16 protein-coding genes are annotated in these 15,246 nt (G+C 73.0%); 6 read left to right on the forward strand and 10 right to left on the reverse strand.

The annotated features are described in order from the left end of the window. Positions 1 to 10 precede the first annotated feature (10 nt). From IO33_RS0135990 to IO33_RS0136020, 7 genes are all read right to left on the reverse strand, one after another. Entirely contained in the window at positions 11 to 787 is a 777-nt protein-coding gene (locus IO33_RS0135990) for an alpha/beta fold hydrolase (RefSeq protein WP_031172987.1), read from the reverse strand. Further along, on the reverse strand, positions 784 to 1,764 hold the full coding sequence (locus tag IO33_RS0135995; protein WP_031172988.1) for a Rieske 2Fe-2S domain-containing protein: 981 nt from the start codon (positions 1,762 to 1,764) through the stop codon (positions 784 to 786). Before IO33_RS0135995 ends, IO33_RS0135990 begins: the two co-directional genes overlap by 4 nt. Beyond that, on the reverse strand, positions 1,761 to 2,990 hold the full coding sequence (locus IO33_RS0136000; protein ID WP_031172990.1) for a flavin monoamine oxidase family protein: 1,230 nt from the start codon (positions 2,988 to 2,990) through the stop codon (positions 1,761 to 1,763). Before IO33_RS0136000 ends, IO33_RS0135995 begins: the two co-directional genes overlap by 4 nt. After that, positions 2,990 to 4,210, reverse strand: coding sequence for a cytochrome P450 (locus tag IO33_RS53620; RefSeq protein WP_031172991.1), 1,221 nt, complete (start codon positions 4,208 to 4,210; stop codon positions 2,990 to 2,992). The genes IO33_RS0136000 and IO33_RS53620 overlap by 1 nt, the downstream gene beginning before the upstream one ends. A 77-nt stretch (positions 4,211 to 4,287) precedes the next feature. Next, entirely contained in the window at positions 4,288 to 5,172 is an 885-nt protein-coding gene (locus IO33_RS0136010; protein WP_078964026.1) for an ABC transporter permease, read from the reverse strand. Then, positions 5,169 to 6,128 (reverse strand): ABC transporter ATP-binding protein, encoded by a 960-nt coding sequence (locus IO33_RS0136015; RefSeq protein WP_031172995.1) that lies wholly within the window; start codon positions 6,126 to 6,128, stop codon positions 5,169 to 5,171. Before IO33_RS0136015 ends, IO33_RS0136010 begins: the two co-directional genes overlap by 4 nt. A 38-nt stretch (positions 6,129 to 6,166) precedes the next feature. Then, positions 6,167 to 6,535 (reverse strand): hypothetical protein, encoded by a 369-nt coding sequence (locus IO33_RS0136020; RefSeq protein WP_245235959.1) that lies wholly within the window; start codon positions 6,533 to 6,535, stop codon positions 6,167 to 6,169. A gap of 299 nt (positions 6,536 to 6,834) precedes the next feature. On the opposite strand from IO33_RS0136020, the gene IO33_RS0136025 reads away from it, so the two are divergent. Genes IO33_RS0136025 through IO33_RS0136035 form a run of 3 tightly spaced genes read left to right on the forward strand, consistent with a single transcriptional unit; the run spans position 6,835 to position 9,223 of the window. Next, entirely contained in the window at positions 6,835 to 8,175 is a 1,341-nt protein-coding gene (locus IO33_RS0136025) for a cytochrome P450 (RefSeq protein WP_031172998.1), read from the forward strand. Next, positions 8,172 to 9,041 (forward strand): class I SAM-dependent methyltransferase, encoded by an 870-nt coding sequence (locus tag IO33_RS46175; protein WP_051927157.1) that lies wholly within the window; start codon positions 8,172 to 8,174, stop codon positions 9,039 to 9,041. The genes IO33_RS0136025 and IO33_RS46175 overlap by 4 nt, the downstream gene beginning before the upstream one ends. Then, positions 9,038 to 9,223 carry a hypothetical protein gene (locus IO33_RS0136035; RefSeq protein WP_031173002.1) on the forward strand — a complete coding sequence of 62 codons (186 nt, stop codon included), beginning with the start codon at positions 9,038 to 9,040 and terminating at the stop codon, positions 9,221 to 9,223. Before IO33_RS46175 ends, IO33_RS0136035 begins: the two co-directional genes overlap by 4 nt. Positions 9,224 to 9,447: 224 nt before the next feature. Here IO33_RS0136035 and IO33_RS44760 read toward each other — a convergent pair whose 3' ends face one another. From IO33_RS44760 to IO33_RS0136050, 3 genes are all read right to left on the reverse strand, one after another. Continuing rightward, complete coding sequence (locus tag IO33_RS44760; protein WP_051927158.1) at positions 9,448 to 11,484, reverse strand: carbamoyltransferase C-terminal domain-containing protein; 2,037 nt, start codon at positions 11,482 to 11,484, stop codon at positions 9,448 to 9,450. A 213-nt stretch (positions 11,485 to 11,697) separates the two neighbouring features. Continuing rightward, positions 11,698 to 11,949, reverse strand: coding sequence for a hypothetical protein (locus IO33_RS0136045; RefSeq protein WP_245235960.1), 252 nt, complete (start codon positions 11,947 to 11,949; stop codon positions 11,698 to 11,700). A 139-nt stretch (positions 11,950 to 12,088) separates the two neighbouring features. Continuing rightward, a complete protein-coding gene (locus IO33_RS0136050) occupies positions 12,089 to 12,496 on the reverse strand; it encodes a helix-turn-helix domain-containing protein (protein ID WP_031173008.1) in 408 nt (135 codons plus the stop codon). A 233-nt stretch (positions 12,497 to 12,729) separates the two neighbouring features. Here IO33_RS0136050 and IO33_RS0136055 point away from each other — a divergent pair, with 233 nt between their 5' ends. The 3 genes from IO33_RS0136055 to IO33_RS0136065 all read left to right on the forward strand — a co-directional run bounded on the left by IO33_RS0136055 (position 12,730) and on the right by IO33_RS0136065 (position 15,230). Next, positions 12,730 to 12,945, forward strand: a complete 216-nt coding sequence (locus IO33_RS0136055) for a hypothetical protein (RefSeq protein ID WP_031173011.1) — start codon at positions 12,730 to 12,732, stop codon at positions 12,943 to 12,945. Between the two features lie 46 nt (positions 12,946 to 12,991). Next, positions 12,992 to 13,210, forward strand: coding sequence for a hypothetical protein (locus tag IO33_RS0136060; RefSeq protein ID WP_031173012.1), 219 nt, complete (start codon positions 12,992 to 12,994; stop codon positions 13,208 to 13,210). Between the two features lie 100 nt (positions 13,211 to 13,310). Beyond that, positions 13,311 to 15,230 carry a zinc metalloprotease gene (locus IO33_RS0136065; RefSeq protein WP_031173014.1) on the forward strand — a complete coding sequence of 640 codons (1,920 nt, stop codon included), beginning with the start codon at positions 13,311 to 13,313 and terminating at the stop codon, positions 15,228 to 15,230. The last annotated feature ends 16 nt before the right edge of the window (positions 15,231 to 15,246 follow it).

Here is a 15,246-nt window from a genome sequence, read left to right on the forward strand (position 1 = left end):
GTGCCGCCCTTCAGCGAAGGTGCGCGGCAAGAGCCTCCGCCACCGCCTCCGGCCTCTCCAGCAAGGGGAGATGACCGCTGTCCGGAACCGTCAGCACCCGGCACCCGGGCACCTCGCCGCGCAGCAGCTCCGCGTTGGCCGTGAACGCCGGCATGTCCTCGGTGCCCACCACGGCCAGCGTCGCGGCGGTGATCGTACGCAGGTCGGCGCGGGTGTGCCGGTGTGCGGTGAGCGTGTCCATGGAGCCGTCCGCGAGCTCGGCCCAGCGGTGCCGGAGCACCGTACGCCGCACCGACGCGCGCAGCTCGGGGTGGGACTCGGTGCCGCGGAAGATGTCCGGGGGCGAGGCCATCCACAGATCGGTCAGCTGCTCGCCCGGACCGGTCATCCGGTACAGCAGCATCAGCTGCTTGTAGCGCTGCTCGGCGGCGGGCTCGTTGGCGGTCCCGGCGAGCGTGGGCGCGGCGACGACCAGACGGTGCACCAACTCGGGGTACTGCATGGCCAGTTGCAGGGCGCTGGTCGAGCCGAAGGACAGGCCGGCCACCCGGCGGGCGCCGGTCGTCTCGGCGACCTGGGCCAGCCGGTCCGCCAGCCGGGGCAGCGTCAGGCCGGGCGGGCAGGGGCCGGACCGCCCGTGGCCGGGCAGGTCCACCCCGATGTGCCGCCAGCCGGGCAGCAGCTCCCACAGCGGCCGCCACAGCGTGGAGTCCATGGTGTAGCCGTGCAGCCACAGCACCGCGGGGCCGCTGCCCGACTCGGTCAGGTGCAGTCCGTGCCCGGTCATCGTGTCCCTCCGAAGGCGGACGGTGCGGCGGGGAAGTCCGCGCAGAACCCGCGGAAGGCGACCACCGGAGCGTCCCGGCCGTCCAGGCGCTCAGGCGCACCGGGGACCAGATGCTCCCAGATCACCTGGTCCTCGGCCAGCGCCTTGCGGCTGCCCGCGATCAGTGCGGGCAGGGTGCCGCGCTGGTCGTCCCGGACGCCGATGGCGACGCGGGCGGTGCAGCCCTGGGGTGTGGGCACGGCGCCGGTGACGATGATGTGCACCTCGCCCTCGGGGCCGAACTCGGTGACCACCACACCGGGACTGTAGGCGCGGGCCAGGAAGCGCGGACGGTACTCCCAGCGGACCGTGTTGGTGCGGATGGCCTGCCAGCGCACCTCCTCCTTGTGCCGCTCGTCCCGCCAGGGCGAGGTCTGCATGAGGAACTCGCCCTCGACGACCAGCTCCCCGCTCGGTCCCGGAGCCGCCGTCCAGCCGCGGACGCCGGGCACCATGTGCACCGCCTTGAAGTGGTCCGCGTCGAAGGCGTTCTCCACCACGTAGGTGCTGTCCACCGCGACGGGCAGGGTGACCGCGGGCACCAGCGGGTAGTCGGCCGCGTACCTCTTGACCGCCTGTTCGAATCCCCGGTCGCCCGCCGGATCGCCGGTGAGCCGCGCGAAGACGGCGTCCCCCCACAGCAGCACCGGATACTCGGCCACCGACCAGGGCCGCGCCGGATCGCCCAGCGCGATGCGGCGGCCGTGGAACGGGCAGACGAGGCAGTCCTTCTCCCGCCGGCCGCCGTGGCCGAGATGGGCACCGCGGTGCGGGCAGGCCGCGTCGAAGACACGGACCCGGTCGTCCTCGCGCAGCGCGACCAGCGCGCGGTCGCCGATCGCCAGCGGGGTCGGTTCGGCCGGCAGTTCGGAGCGGAAGGCCAGCAGGTACCAGCCGCTGTGCACGGCCGGACGCGGGGTGGCGGCGTACGACGTCATCGGCGCACCGCCTCCAGGACCTGGGCGGCGGCGAGTTCACCGCTCAGCAGGGCACTGCCCAGCCAGGGCAGTCCGCTGCCGCAGCGGGTGGCCTCGCCGGCGAAGAAGACGGTACCGGCGACGGGTTCCGCCCAGGCCGAGGCGGCCGATTCGGCGCCGACCAGCGGCGCGCAGAAGCCGCCGCCGCTGAGCGGATCGGCGCCCCAGTCGGCCGGGACCACCCGGGCGATCCGGGCGTCCACGGCCCACGGCAGCGCGGTGCGCAGCATCCGCAGCAGCGTGCCTTGGTCGGCGAGCGCGGCGCGGACCGTGCCCGCCGCCGCGGCCTTGGCGACGACCACGACCTCGGGCCGCCCCTCGGTGACCCGGAGGAAGCCCATGCGGCCGTCCACGTCGAGCGTGACGGCGCTCGCGGGCGCGGGACGGTCCAGGGTGACGATCGCGCAGCAGGCGTCGCCGAGCGGCAGCCGGGCGGCAGCGGCGTGCTTGGCCGCGGGCAGGTCGGGCAGCCCCAGGCCGCCCGCGGTGACCACCGCCGGCGGTACCGTCACCACCGCGGCGACCGCCGTCAGCGTGCCCTCGCCGGTGTGCGCGCTGATGCGTCCGGGCCGGTGGCGCACCTCGCGCACCGGGCTGCCGAGCCGCACGTCGAGCCCGTGGGCGAGCAGCGCGGGCACCGTGCCGAGCCCACCGTCGACGGTGTACTCACCGGAGCCGCAGAGGTCTCCCCGCTGGGCGGCGGCCAGGCCGGGGGCGCTGAGCCGGTCCGGCTCGGCGGCCCAGTTCTGCCGGAACCACTCGGTGGCCGCGGCGTGTTCGGGTCCGGTCAGGCCCCGGCCGCGCAGCCAGCCGCCGACGGACAGCCCTGCGGGTCCCGGGGCGGCGTGCAGCTGCGCCTCGACCAGCCACGGCGCCCGGCGGCCACGGCTCAGCACGGCCATGTCCCGGCACTCGCCGTCGAGGACGACCTGGGCGGCGGTGTCGCGGGGCAGCGGCCTGGTCCGGCCGGCGCCGGCCAGGGCGTGCACCGGGTTGCGGTCCCCGTGCACCACCTGGGCGCCGAGTTCCAGCGGCGGTCCGCCGTCGTCGGGGTGATGGGTGCGGACACGGCCGCCGAGCCGCCGCCGCGCCTCCTGGACGACCACGGCCAGCCCCGCGTCGTGCAGTCGCCGGGCGCAGGCGAGGCCGGCCGCGCCGGCGCCGATCACCAGGATGTCGGTTTCCATCAGGGGCCTTCGGTCGGTTCGGGTGCGTCGCCCGGCCCGAGGTGCAGCGGAAAGGCCGTCAGGCGCCGCGGTACCAGGGTCGGTTCGAAGGAGGGCGGCAGGTCCGGGCCGCGCAGGTCGGGGAAGCGCGTCAGCAGCCGGGCCAGCAGCGTCGGCAGGACCTGCCGTACCAGGGCGGCGGCCAGGCAGAAGTGCGGGCCGGCGCCGAACGCCAGGTGCGGGTTGGGGTTGCGGTCGGGGACCAGCCGGTCGGGGTCCTCGAAGACCGCGGGGTCGCGGTTGGCCGCGGCGATCACCGCCAGTACCCGGGCCCCGGCGGGGACCCGGCCCCCCGGGAGTTCCACGGACTCGGTGGCGACGCGGGCGGCGAACGGGATCGGTGCCTCCAGCCGCAGCAGCTCGTCGGCACAGGTCCGGGCGAACTCCGGGTCCCCGGTGATCCGCCGGCGCACCGCCCGCCCCTCGGGCAGGAGCCACAACAGCCCGTTGCCGACGGTCTCGGCGAGCGGCTGCCAGCCCCCGATCACGGCCAGCGAGAGGATGCCCAGCATCTCGTGCCGCTCCAGCCGTCCGTCGGCGGCGAGTGCGGCGAGCGGTGAGGTGCGGTCACCGCGCTTGTTCAGCGCGCGGGCGTGGGCGTCGAGGTAGTGGGTGAGGGCGCTCGCGGCCAGCCGGCCACGAGCGGCCTGCGCCGGAGGCGCCATCGGGTCCAGGTTGACCGAGGCGGCGCGGGCCAGGTCGGTGAACACGGCGTGTTCCGCCGGCGGCAGCCCGAAGAGCCGGCCGAAGACGGCCGTGGCCAGGGGCGTACCGAGGTCTTCGATCGCGTCGGGCTCCCCGCCCCGCGCGGCGAGGCCGGACAGCACGGTGTCCACGTCCTGCCGCAGCCCGCCCGCGACGGAACGCAGGGCGGCCGGACCGAGCAGCAGCCCGCCCGGGGCGCGCAGCCGGTGGTGGTCGGGCGGGTCGGTGGTGAGCATGGACACCGGAAGCCGGTCGTCCCTGGCCCGCTCCCGCTGGCCGAGCGCGGCGGAGAAACGCGCGTCGCGCAGCAGCGCGGCGCAGGCGGCGTGCCCGGTGACCAGCCACATCCCGGAGAACCGGTCGTGGTGGACCGGGGCGTGGGTCTGCAGCCAGCGGTAGGCCGGGTAGGGGTCGCGCCGCCCCGCGGGGGCGAACGGATGGACCAGCGGGTCGGGCAGGTCCACGGCGGTGGTCATCAGCGGGCTCCCCTCGGAGAACGCCGGGTCCGGCCGCCTCGGGGGATGCGGCCGGACCCGGCGGGTGTTGCGATCGGTCAGCGGACCCTGGGGCCGCGCCAGCGGAAGGTCATGGCGGTCAGCACCAGGCCTGCCAGGGCCCAGAGCCCGAGCACCAGGGCGATCCGGGAAAGCTCCCAGGAATGGGCGGGTTCCACGGCGGTGAAGGAGTCCGGCAGGAACACCGAGCGGAATCCCTGCGCCATCCACTTCACCGGGAAGAACGCGGCCACCGTCTGGATCCAGTGCGGCAGCTGGTTGAAGGGGAAGAACACCCCGGAGATGAATTGCAGCACCATGAAGACCGGGGTGACGATCGCCGACGCTGAGCGGCTGTTCGGGATGGCCGCGGCGTACGCGCAGCCGATCAGCGCGCAGGCGACGGTGCCCAGCGCCAGGTCCCAGCCCAGGGTGGCCCAGCGCTCGGGGCTGCTCGGCATCGGCAGCCCGAACAGGCCCCAGGCGATGCCCAGCAGCAGTGCCGTCTCCAGCACGGTGGTCACCACGACACGCGACAGCTTGCCGATGAAGTAGGCGGACTTGGGCATCGGCGTCATCGCCAGCCGCCGGACCGTGCCGGTGTCGCGTTCGATGGCGACGTTGATGGCCAGCCCGGAGAACGCGGTGCTCATGACGCCGGCCGCGATGATCCCGGCCATGAAGACCTGCTTGAGGTCGGTGTCGGTGCCGGCCACCTTGCCGCTGAAGATCGAGCCGAACACCAGCAGCAGCAGCACCGGGAACATCAGGGTGAAGACCAGCGACTGCTTGTTGCGGAAGAAGGCCTTGAGCTCGACGGACGAGCGTGCGGCACCGGCCCTGAGCATGCCCGGCATCCGCGCCGTGCGCCGGGCGTGCCCGGTCTCGTGGCCGGGGGACCTGGTGCCGGAGGACGCGGTGCCGGAGGAAGCGGTCAAAGTCATCGGGTGGCCTCCGCTTCGGTCGCCGCGGACGAGTCGATCAGGTTGAGGTAGATCTCTTCGAGGGTGGGCCGGTGCACCCGCAGCTCCGGCAGCTCGCCGACGCGCGCCTCGCGGGCCCACGGCAGCAGCACCGAGAGCAGGGCGGTCGGGGTGTGGGTGTGGATGCGCTGCAGCCCGTCGGCGGTGGGCGCCTCGGCCTCGGCGCCGTCCGGCAGCGGGGGCAGCCCCCGTCCGGCCAGTTCCGGCGGGATGCGGAAGGAGACGGTGGCGGGCGGACGGGTGCTCCCGCCCAGCTCGGCGATCGGCCCGCACTGCACCACCTGTCCGGCGACGATCACCGCCGCCCGGCGTGCCAGTGCCTCCGCCTCGTCCAGGTAGTGCGTGGTGAGCACCGTGGTGCGGCCGCGGTCGGCGAAGTAGCGGACCAGGTCCCACGCCTCGCGCCGGGCCACCGGGTCGAGACCGGTGGTGGGCTCGTCGAGGAAGATCAGGTCCGGGTCGCCGACGATACCGACGGCCACATCGAGCCGGCGGGCCTGGCCGCCGGAGAGGTCGGTGCTCTGCTTCTTCGCGTGCTTGGCGAGGCCCACCATGTCCAGGACCTGGCCGACCGGCAGCGGGTGGGGGTAGAACGCCGCGAAGTGGGCCACCACCTCACGTACGGTCAGATCGGTGTAGGCGCCGGTGGTCTGCGGGACCACCCCGATCCTGGCGCGCCACTCGCGCCGGTCCTCGGCCGGGTCGCAGCCGAGGACCCGCACGTCGCCGTCGGTGCGCCGGCGGATGCCCTCCAGGATCTCGACGGTCGTCGTCTTGCCGGCGCCGTTCGGCCCCAGCAGTGCGAAGACCTCTCCCGGCTCGACATCCAGATCCAGCCCGCGCACGGCATGCCAGTCGCCATAACTCTTGCGAAGGCCGCGCACGGTGATGGGGTTGTCCCCGACGGCGGTTGTCACCACGACTCCTCAGTAACTGGTGTGGCGGATCAGGTCGATCAGGTGCAGCAGGAGCACGGGCAGCAGCAGGACGTGCCACCGGCCGCGATGTCCGACAGGTCGCCCTCGCTGAGCTCAGCGGTGTCGATCTGCGGGGTCTCCGGGATGTGGAACTCGAAGCGGCCGCTCTCCAGGCCCGCCTCGTAGAGGTCCACCTGCTTCTCGAGGTTGCCCTCGTGCTCGCCCTCGGGGACCGTCGTGACGATGACGATCTCCGCCTCGGCGGGCAGCTCCAGGCCGGCCTCGGCCAGCGCCGCACGAGCGTCGGTACGCAGCCGGGCCGCGTACTCCTCGCTCGACCAGGCGCTGATGAGCGCGCGGGTGTAGCCGTTGACGAACTCGGCCCGCTTCCTCTGGTCCATAGCCATACGAACTCCTTGATGGATTCCGGATTCTTAGGCCGGCAGTTGTTTCCGCCTGCCGACGAATGAGAGATTCGCATGCTGCGGAAAGGCATGCCAAGACCTCAGTTCCGGCCTCCGGGAGTAAGTATTGAGCAGGTCAGCCTGGTGCGATAGATTTTCATCGGAAAGCAGCCGTGAATACGCATTCAATTACGTAGGTGAATGCGTATAGCGCGGCCCGGAGTACGTATTCTCCGTTTCGATTGCGTATCCGGCGTACGTATTCGGCCGGAGCCAGACCGCAGAGGGGGACGGTCCTCGACATGAGTCCGTATGCACAGCCCGGCGTACTGCCGCCGGGGCCGGGGGAGGTGGACCTGGAACTGATGCGGCGTTCGCCGCTGGCCTTCATCGAGGGGCTGGCCCGCGAGTACGGGGACGTCACCCGGCACCACGCCGACGGCGACACCGTCTACCTGCTCAACCAGCCCGAGCTGGCCCGGCACGTCCTGAAGGACAACGGCGCCAACTACACCAAGGAGGAGACGCCGGACGACCGGATGCTCCGTCCGCTGCTCGGCAACGGTCTGCTCACCAGCAACGGTGAGGACTGGGCCCGGCAGCGCCGGCTCACCGCGCCGGCCTTCCGCCCGAGCTCCGTGAAGACCTTCGACGGCATCGTCACCGAAGCCACCGAACGGATGCTGGCGCGCTGGCAGGGCGCCATGGCCTCGGGCACGCCGCTCGCGGTCGACCACCACCTGACCGCGCTGACCCTGACCATCCTCACCCGGGCCATCCTGGGCTCCGACATCGACGGCATCGGCGAGGGCTTCGGCAGCGCGGTCGACGCCGTCAACCGCTGCATCGGGCACTACGTACCCGATCCCGATCCCGACCCGGCGGACACCGCGCAGCGGCAACGCGGCTTCCAGCAGGCCAGGTTCTTCCTCGACTCGGTGACCCGCACCCTGATCGCGGCGCGCCGCGCGGGCGGTCCCGCAGGGCCGGAGAACGAGGCGACGCTGCTGGACCGGATGATGTCCAGCAGCCACCTGGTCTCCGACACCGATCTGCGGGACCAGGTGCTGACCATCGTCATGGCCGGGCACGAGACCACGGCGAAGGCCCTGACCTGGACCCTGTACCTGTTGGACCGTCATCCCGAGGAAGCCGCCCGGGTCCGCGAGGAGGCCGACCGGGTGCTCGGCGGCCGTCCGCCCACCGCCGCCGACCTGCACCGGCTGCCGGTCTGCCGGCGCGCGGTGATGGAGGCGATGCGGCTCTACCCGCCGGTGTGGCTGATCTCCCGGCGCGCGGTCGGTGCCGACGAGATAGGCGGCTACCGCGTGGACCCCGGCACGCTGGTCTGCGTCAGCCAGTGGGTGCTGCACCGCCACCCCGACCACTGGGAGGCCCCCGAGGCGTTCCGGCCCGACCGCTTCGACGGCGCCGACCTGCCCAGCCACCTCTATCTGCCCTTCGGCGGCGGCGACCGGATCTGCGTCGGGCAGCACCTGGCGATGCTGGAGGCGGTGCTGGTGCTGGCGATGCTGACGCAGTCGGTGCGGCTGAGCCTGGTCCCCGGCTTCCCGGTCGAGCCGGAGGCGCTGGTGACCCTGCGCCCCCGGCACGGCATGCAGATGATCGCGAGTCCCCGGTGACGGCCCCCAGCCGGGGCGCCGCGATCGGCGGCTCCTACGACCCGGCGCACACGACCGGCGGCGGACTGTCCGGCGAACTGGCCCGGCTGGAGGCACAGGCCGAGCTCTCCTTCGCCGAGGAACTGCACGTCCTGCGCGGCCTCGGCATCGACACCGCGGCGACGGTACTGGAGCTGGGCGCGGGCCCGGGAGCGGTCACCCGCAGGCTCCGGTCCGCCCTGCCGGAGGCCGAGCTGATCGCCGTGGACATCGACCCGGGGCTGCTCGCCCACGCCGAGGGCGCCGCCGACCGGCTGATCGTCGCCGACGCGGCCGCCCTGCCGCTGCCCGACCACAGCGTGGACTTCGTCCTGCTGCGGTACGTCCTGCAGCACGTGGCACGGCCCGAGCAGGTGCTCACGGAGGTCCTGCGCGTGCTGCGCCCCGGCGGAGTCGTCGCGGTCACCGACGTCGACGACGGGTGCTGGGGGACGGCCCACCCCTCGTATCCCGAACTGGCCGGGGTGCACGCCCGTATGGCCGCGGCCCAGGCGGCGGCCGGCGGGGACCGCTCGATCGTGCGGCGCCTGCCCGCGCTGCTCGCCTCGGCCGGCTTCGACCGGCCGGTGCTGCGGCCCTTCGCCACCACCAACGCCGACCACCCCACCGAGGCGTTCGCCCCCCATCTCGGGCCCCAGCGGCTGGAACCGCTGGTCGCCTCCGGGGTCCTGGGACTGCGCGAACTGGCGCTGGCCGCGGACCGCTGGAAGCGGTTCCGGACGGACCCGCTGGCCTGGGTGATGCTGCTCGGCTTCACAGTCGCCGCGACCGCTCCGGCCGGCCGCGGTCCCCGCAAGAACCACCGCACAGAAGGAGCCCCGAGTTGAACCCCAACCTCAAGATCTTCATCACCATCTTCTGCTACATCAGCGGGGTGGCCGGACTGGTCACCGCGGTGACGGACGCCGCCCACAAGCCCGCGCAGACCACGGCCGCGATCATCGCCGGCGTGATAGGCGTGGCCTTCCTGCTCGGCGGCCTGGCGCTGACCCGCAAGCCGCGCTACTGATCCCCACCCCGTGCGCGGGCGGCCGGCCATGAGCGCCGGCCGCCCGCGCACGCGCGTGTACGGCACCCGTCCGTACGGCAGCCGCTCGTACGGCGCCCGCGCACACGGCGGCGGCCCGGCGGTCGTCCATGACCCCGCCGGGCCGCCGCCCGAACCGATGTGTTCCCCTGTTCCGCCGTTGTCCCCTGGCCCGCTGTGCCCGTCGACCCGCTGTGCCCGTCGCCTCAGCGGCCGGCCCGCAGCGGATTGATCACGCCGAAGGCCCCGGTCAGGGTGGACGGCGAGTCGAACGAGGCGCCGGGGCCGTGGGTGCGGCGGAAGCTGTCGACCAATCCCGCGAAGGACGGGTCGGCCTTCGCGCGGTAGGCCGCCAGCAGATTGACCCGCTCCACGGTCGACAGCTCCTGCTCGGCCCGCAACCCGTGGCTGCGGGCCAGCAGGAACATGCCCTCGACCGTGTAGCCGTCGTCCAGCCAGCTCTGCCACAGCGCGTCCCGGTCCGCCTCCTGGCCGGTGAACCAGGCCAGCTCCCGGGGCCGCGGCCGGGTGGGGGCGGCCGTCGGCGGCACCGGTTCGGGCCGCAGCTCGATCCGCCGGCCGCTGATGTAGGCCACCGCCACGCCCTTGCGGACACAGAAGGTGAGCGCTTCGGCGGCGGTGTCCACGACGGCCTCGCCCTTGTCGTTGAGCGAGGTGTTGCAGAGCACGGGCACACCGCTCGCCGCGTGGAAGGCGGTCAGCGCCCGGTGCAGCAGTGGGTTGGCGTCCCGGGTGAGGGTCTGGTGCCGCGCCGACCCGTCCAGGTGGACCACGGCGGGCACCCGGTCGCGGACCTCGGGCCGCACCTGGACCGCCTCCAGCATGTACGGCGATTCCCGGTCGCAGGCGAACCAGGCGCCGGCCTCCTCGGCCAGCACCACGGGCGCGACGGGACGCCACCACTGGCGCTGCTTGTACGTGTTCAGCAGGTCCTTGACGGCCAGGGAACGCGGGTCACCGAGCAGGCTGCGGTGCCCGAGGGCACGCGGCCCGAGCTCGGCCGGCCCGTCCGCCCAGGCGACCACGGAGCCGCTGACGTCCACGGCGAACTGCTCGGGGGAGAACTCCGACACCGACGCGATCCACGGCTCGAACTCCTCCAGCGCCGCGTCGAGGTCGGTGATGTCGCGGCCGTGGTACGCGGTGTCGATCCGCAGTTCGGCGCGGTCCAGCACCCCTGTTCCGTACAGGCCGAGCAGGCCGAGGCCGATGCCCTGCCCCGAGTCGTTGGCGCAGGGCGGGGTGAGCAGGCCGCGGAAGCCGAAGTGGTCCATCAGCAGGGTGTTGGTGGGGCAGTTGAGCGCGTAGCCGCCGCTGGTGGCCAGATAGCTCTCCTGCGCACGCACCCCGCCGAGCTCCAGCAGCCGCTCGACGTTGCGCACCGCGACCAGCTCGGAGCAGCGCTGCACCACCTTCATCGCGGCGCTGCGCAGGTTGTCCTCACGGCTGAGCGCGCTGTCCAGCGCGCTGTCCGGCACGGCCGCCAGCTGACGCTCCGCCTCGGCGACGATCTCGCGGACCAGCGCGAAGGCGCCCTTCCACGGCTGGGTGGCGGAACCGCCGTAGAGGCTGAGCTCCTTGACGGCGCGTTCGGCGTCGAAGTCGATGGTGGTACGGGAGGCGGAGGCCAGCGCCATCAGCGAGCCCGGCTCCAGCCCGAAGAGCGTCTCGGCCGCCGTGTAGAGCGGTCCGGGAGACTCCACCGGCGCGAACCGGAGGTCTCCGGCACGGGAGACGCAGCCCGCGTACCAGTACGGGTTGGGCCGCTGCTCCTGGACGTAGTCCGGCAGCGCGTCCATGGCGAGCCCGACGATCTGCTCCTCACGGAAGACCCGGGTGTCCCGCAGTATCCCGCTGAACAGGTGGGCGAGGCTGTGCAGCGGGAAGTCCCCGGCCCCCGCGGGCACGGGCACCTGCCGGGTGCCCGGCAGACCGGGCGTCCCCCAGGTGGCGCTGAGGTCCGACAGGCCGATGCCCTCGTCGGCGAGCAGCCCGCCGAGGAACGCCTCGGCGCGCTCCGGCGTGTAGAGCGGCCAGAAATGGTGCTTCTGGCCGCTGACGCGCTCCAGCTCCCACACCCGCCGCAGCGAGACCGAGTCGCCGCGCCGCTCCCACAGCGCGACATTCTGGTCGTGCCGTACGGAGAACACCGCGCCGGGTCCGGGCGGCGTCAGATAGCAGGAGAGGAAGTATTCCGTTGCGTCCGCTGCGCCGGTGTCCACCGCGAATTCCTCTTTCTGTTCGCCGAATACCGAAGGATTGGGAAAATACGGCAATGCGGCCATTGAATCATGCGCGGGAATCGGCGGTACATACTGAAATCCGGTGCGCGGATACGGCTTTCCGATACGTACCGGGGGCGATCGAGGGCTACGCATGCGGCGCCGTGCGGCGCGTGGGCCGGGGGTGTTCGCGGCGCGTACGTACCGGGCTGATCACCCCTCGTACACGGTCAGTACCGCGCCGTCCACCTCGATGCGCCGGCCCGCCCGGAGGCCGTCGGTGCGCAGGGTGCGCAGACAGGTGTGGAACAGCTTCAGCTCGTCCGCGTCCAGGATCGCGGCGGCGAGGTCCAGCAGTGCGCTCACCGCGTCCTCGGTGAGCACCTGCGGCAGCTCGCCGGAGAGCAGGACGACCGATTCACCGGCGGGGCCCCGTACCACCGCGGTGGCCGGCCCGCCATGCACGAACAACACGTTCCCCCCAAGGAGCCCGGGATCGTGCGGCTGTCGCTCCTCGGGCAGGACGAGAGACTAGCGGGGGATCTCGGTCCATTCGGGCGCAGTTGCAATTTTTCCGGCGCGGACTCTGCCGCGGCCGGCCGGGTCACTTCTCCGGTGCCGGCCCGGCGGAGCGGCCCAGCAGGGACTCGACGAGGGCGGCGACGTGCCGGCGGTCCTCCGCCGACAACTGCTGCACGCTGGCGATGAGCAGGTCCACCTCGGGGTCGGCGGCCCGGGCGGCGGTGCCGTCGCCCTCCTGGCCGGCCGGGGCGCCGTAGACGTGGATGCCGCAGGCCTCGGCCGCGGCGCGGCGCACGGTGTCGAGCGGCAGCTGGAGCCCCTTCGCCAGGCCTTCCAGTGTGGTCGCCTGGGGCATGCGGACGACCCGGTCGGTGGTGGCCAGGTGGTGGACGGTGGAGCGGGGTACGCCGCCGCGCCGCGCCACGTCGCCGTAGGACCAGCCCTGGCGGTCGAGACGCTCACGGATCAACTGCTGCAGTGCGTTGGCCACCGAAGTCCACTTCCTGCTCGCCGCTCGACCGGACCGTCCCTGTCGGCGCCGATTCTACGGTCGGGTAGCCGGGCCGCCGAAAGGGTGATTCACCGAACGGGTTGCGGAGCGGCACCGCGAGGGCCTAGTGTCCAATCTCGTTGGACGGTCCGTCCGACCAAGTTGGACAGAGTCCGGGGGGAACCTGACTCTCTCCGACCGGAACCGCCTGTTTCCCGAGGGGGAATCGACCCATGTTGAACGCTCATGAGCTCGAAGCCGAGTCCGCGGAACTGCTGCCCGGCCGTGAGGCACTCGGACGGCTGAAGTTCAGCTTCGGCAAGACGGTCAACGTCACCAAGCACGTCGCGAACATCAGCGCCCACAACGAGTCGGCCGCCCTGAACGACCACTCCTCGTGGTCCGTGGCCGACTCCGGCGCCTCCCAGAGCATCAGCGTCACCCAGTAACGCCCGCGCACCACCCCGACCGACACACCACGAAAGGAACACCACCATGAGCATGGACATGCGCGAGCTGGACGCGGAGGCCGCGGAGCTGCTGCCGGGCCGTGAGGCGCTCGGACGGCTGAAGTTCAGCTTCGGCAAGACGGTCAACGTCACCAAGCACGTCGCGAACATCAACGCCCACAACGAGTCGGCCGCCCTGAACAGCCACTCCTCGTGGTCGGACGCCGAGTCGGCCGCCCAGCAGACGATCAGCGTCACGCAGTAGCGACGACGACTGCGGGGGCGGACCGCTTACGGGCGTGCGGGGCGGTCCGCCCCCGCGGGATTGCCGGGGGGAAACGGCAGCACGTGGGGGGAGACCACATATGACGGTGCTCGGGGACGGGCCCGCGCTCTACGACACCGGCCCGGTACCCGGGCCCGGGGGCTGGCCGGTGACGTACGAGCAGGTGACGACGGGCAGCCTGCCGACCGTCGCCACACCGGCACGACCGGCCCCGCGGCTCAGCGCGGGGCTGCGGCTGCACGGCGAGTACCAGGGCTCGGGCTTCACCGAACCCAAGTACATCGCCCGTCGGGGGGACGGGCAGGTCGTCCAGCTGACACGGCTGCTGTACCTGGTGGCGTCGTCCGTCGACGGCTTGCGCGACGCCGACACGATCGCCCACCGGGTCAGTGCCCGCTACGGCCGCGAGGTCAGCGGCGAGAACATCCGCTACCTGCTGGAGAACAAGCTCCAGCCGCTCGGCGTGACGGTGCCCGAGGGCCAGGAGGACGACGAGGTCGACGCCCCGCGCTCCGACCTGCTGCTCGCCCTCAAGGGCCACCGGGTGATCTTCGACGAGCGCCGTACGGCACGGATCGCCGGGGCCCTGGGGTGGCTGCACCGGCCGGCCGTGGTCACCGCCGTGCTGTTCTCGGCGGTCGTCCTGGACGTCTGGCTGTTCGGCTTCTTCGGGGCGATCGAGCCGGTGCTGGAGGTGCTGGACCAGCCGGTGCTGATCCTCGTCGTCTTCGTCCTCACCGTGGCCTCGCTCGTCTTCCACGAGTTCGGCCACGCCTCCGCCTGTCGCTACGGCGGCGCCCGGCCCGGCTGCATCGGCTGCGGGCTGTTCCTCATCTGGCCGTCGATGTACACCGACGTCACCGACGTCTACCGGATCTCCCGTGCCGGCCGGCTCCGCACCGACCTCGGCGGCGTCTACTTCAACGTCGTCTTCATGCTGGCCATGGCCGGGGCGTACTTCGCCACCGGGGCGCAGTTCTTCCTGGCCGCCGTCTACCTCGGGCACTTCGAGATCCTGGAGCAGCTGATGCCGGCCGTCCGCCTGGACGGCTACTACATCCTCGGCGACCTCGCCGGAGTGCCGGACCTCTACGGCAAGATCAAGCCGATCCTGCTGTCCCTGGTGCCGGGCGCGAAGGGCCGGGCGGCGCGGACCGAGGTCGCCGGGCTGAAGAGGTCCGCGCGCACCATCGTGGCCGCCTGGGTGCTCACCATGGTGCCGCTGATCGTCGGCGAGATGAGCTACGCGCTGTGGAACCTGCCGCGGATCCTCACCACGATGGTCCGCTCGCTGACCGAGCAACTCCTCGGCACCGCCGGCGCGTTCGCGCACGGTCAGCTCGTCGCCGGGTTCGTCGGAGTGATCGGCAGCGTGATGCTGCTGTGCCCGATGGCCGGTGTCGTCTACCTCTCCGTGAAGATCGGCGGCCGGCTGTTCCGGGCCGCGAAACGCTCCACCGCCGAGCGCCCCGGGCTGCGCCTCGCGCTGTGCGTGCTCGTCCTCGCCGGGCTGACCGGGCTCTCCTACGCCTGGGTGTCCGGTGCGACGCCGAAGCCGCTGCCGAAGAAGCCCCCGATCGCACCGATCCTGCAGCCCGGCGTGCCGACCGAGGAGCCCCCGCCCCGGCAGGCCTCGACCCCGTCCCCCGGCGGCCACGGCACGTACGGCACCGGCGGCGGCAGCTCCGCCTCGCCGTCGGCGGTGCCGGGGGCCTCCGCGTCGGTACCGGGGCGCGGCGCCTCACCGGCGTCCCCGGCAAGCGCGTCCGCCGCCGCGCCGGTGTCCACGGTGTCGGGCCCGACGCCGGCCGAGCCGACCGGCACCCGGTCCCCGGACTCCTCGTCCGGTGGCTCCACCGGGGACCCGGCCCCGCCGCCCACCAGCGCGGACCCGACCCCGCCCGCCTCGCCGACCCCGTCGGAGAGCGTGCCCGCCTCTCCGACCACCAGCCCGTCGCCCCCGCCGTCCGGCGACTCGCCCGCGCCGGCGTCGTCCTGACGGCCCGTCCGCTCCC

It is taken from the genome of Streptomyces durhamensis (assembly GCF_000725475.1).
Classification (GTDB): Bacteria; Actinomycetota; Actinomycetes; order Streptomycetales; family Streptomycetaceae; genus Streptomyces; species Streptomyces filipinensis.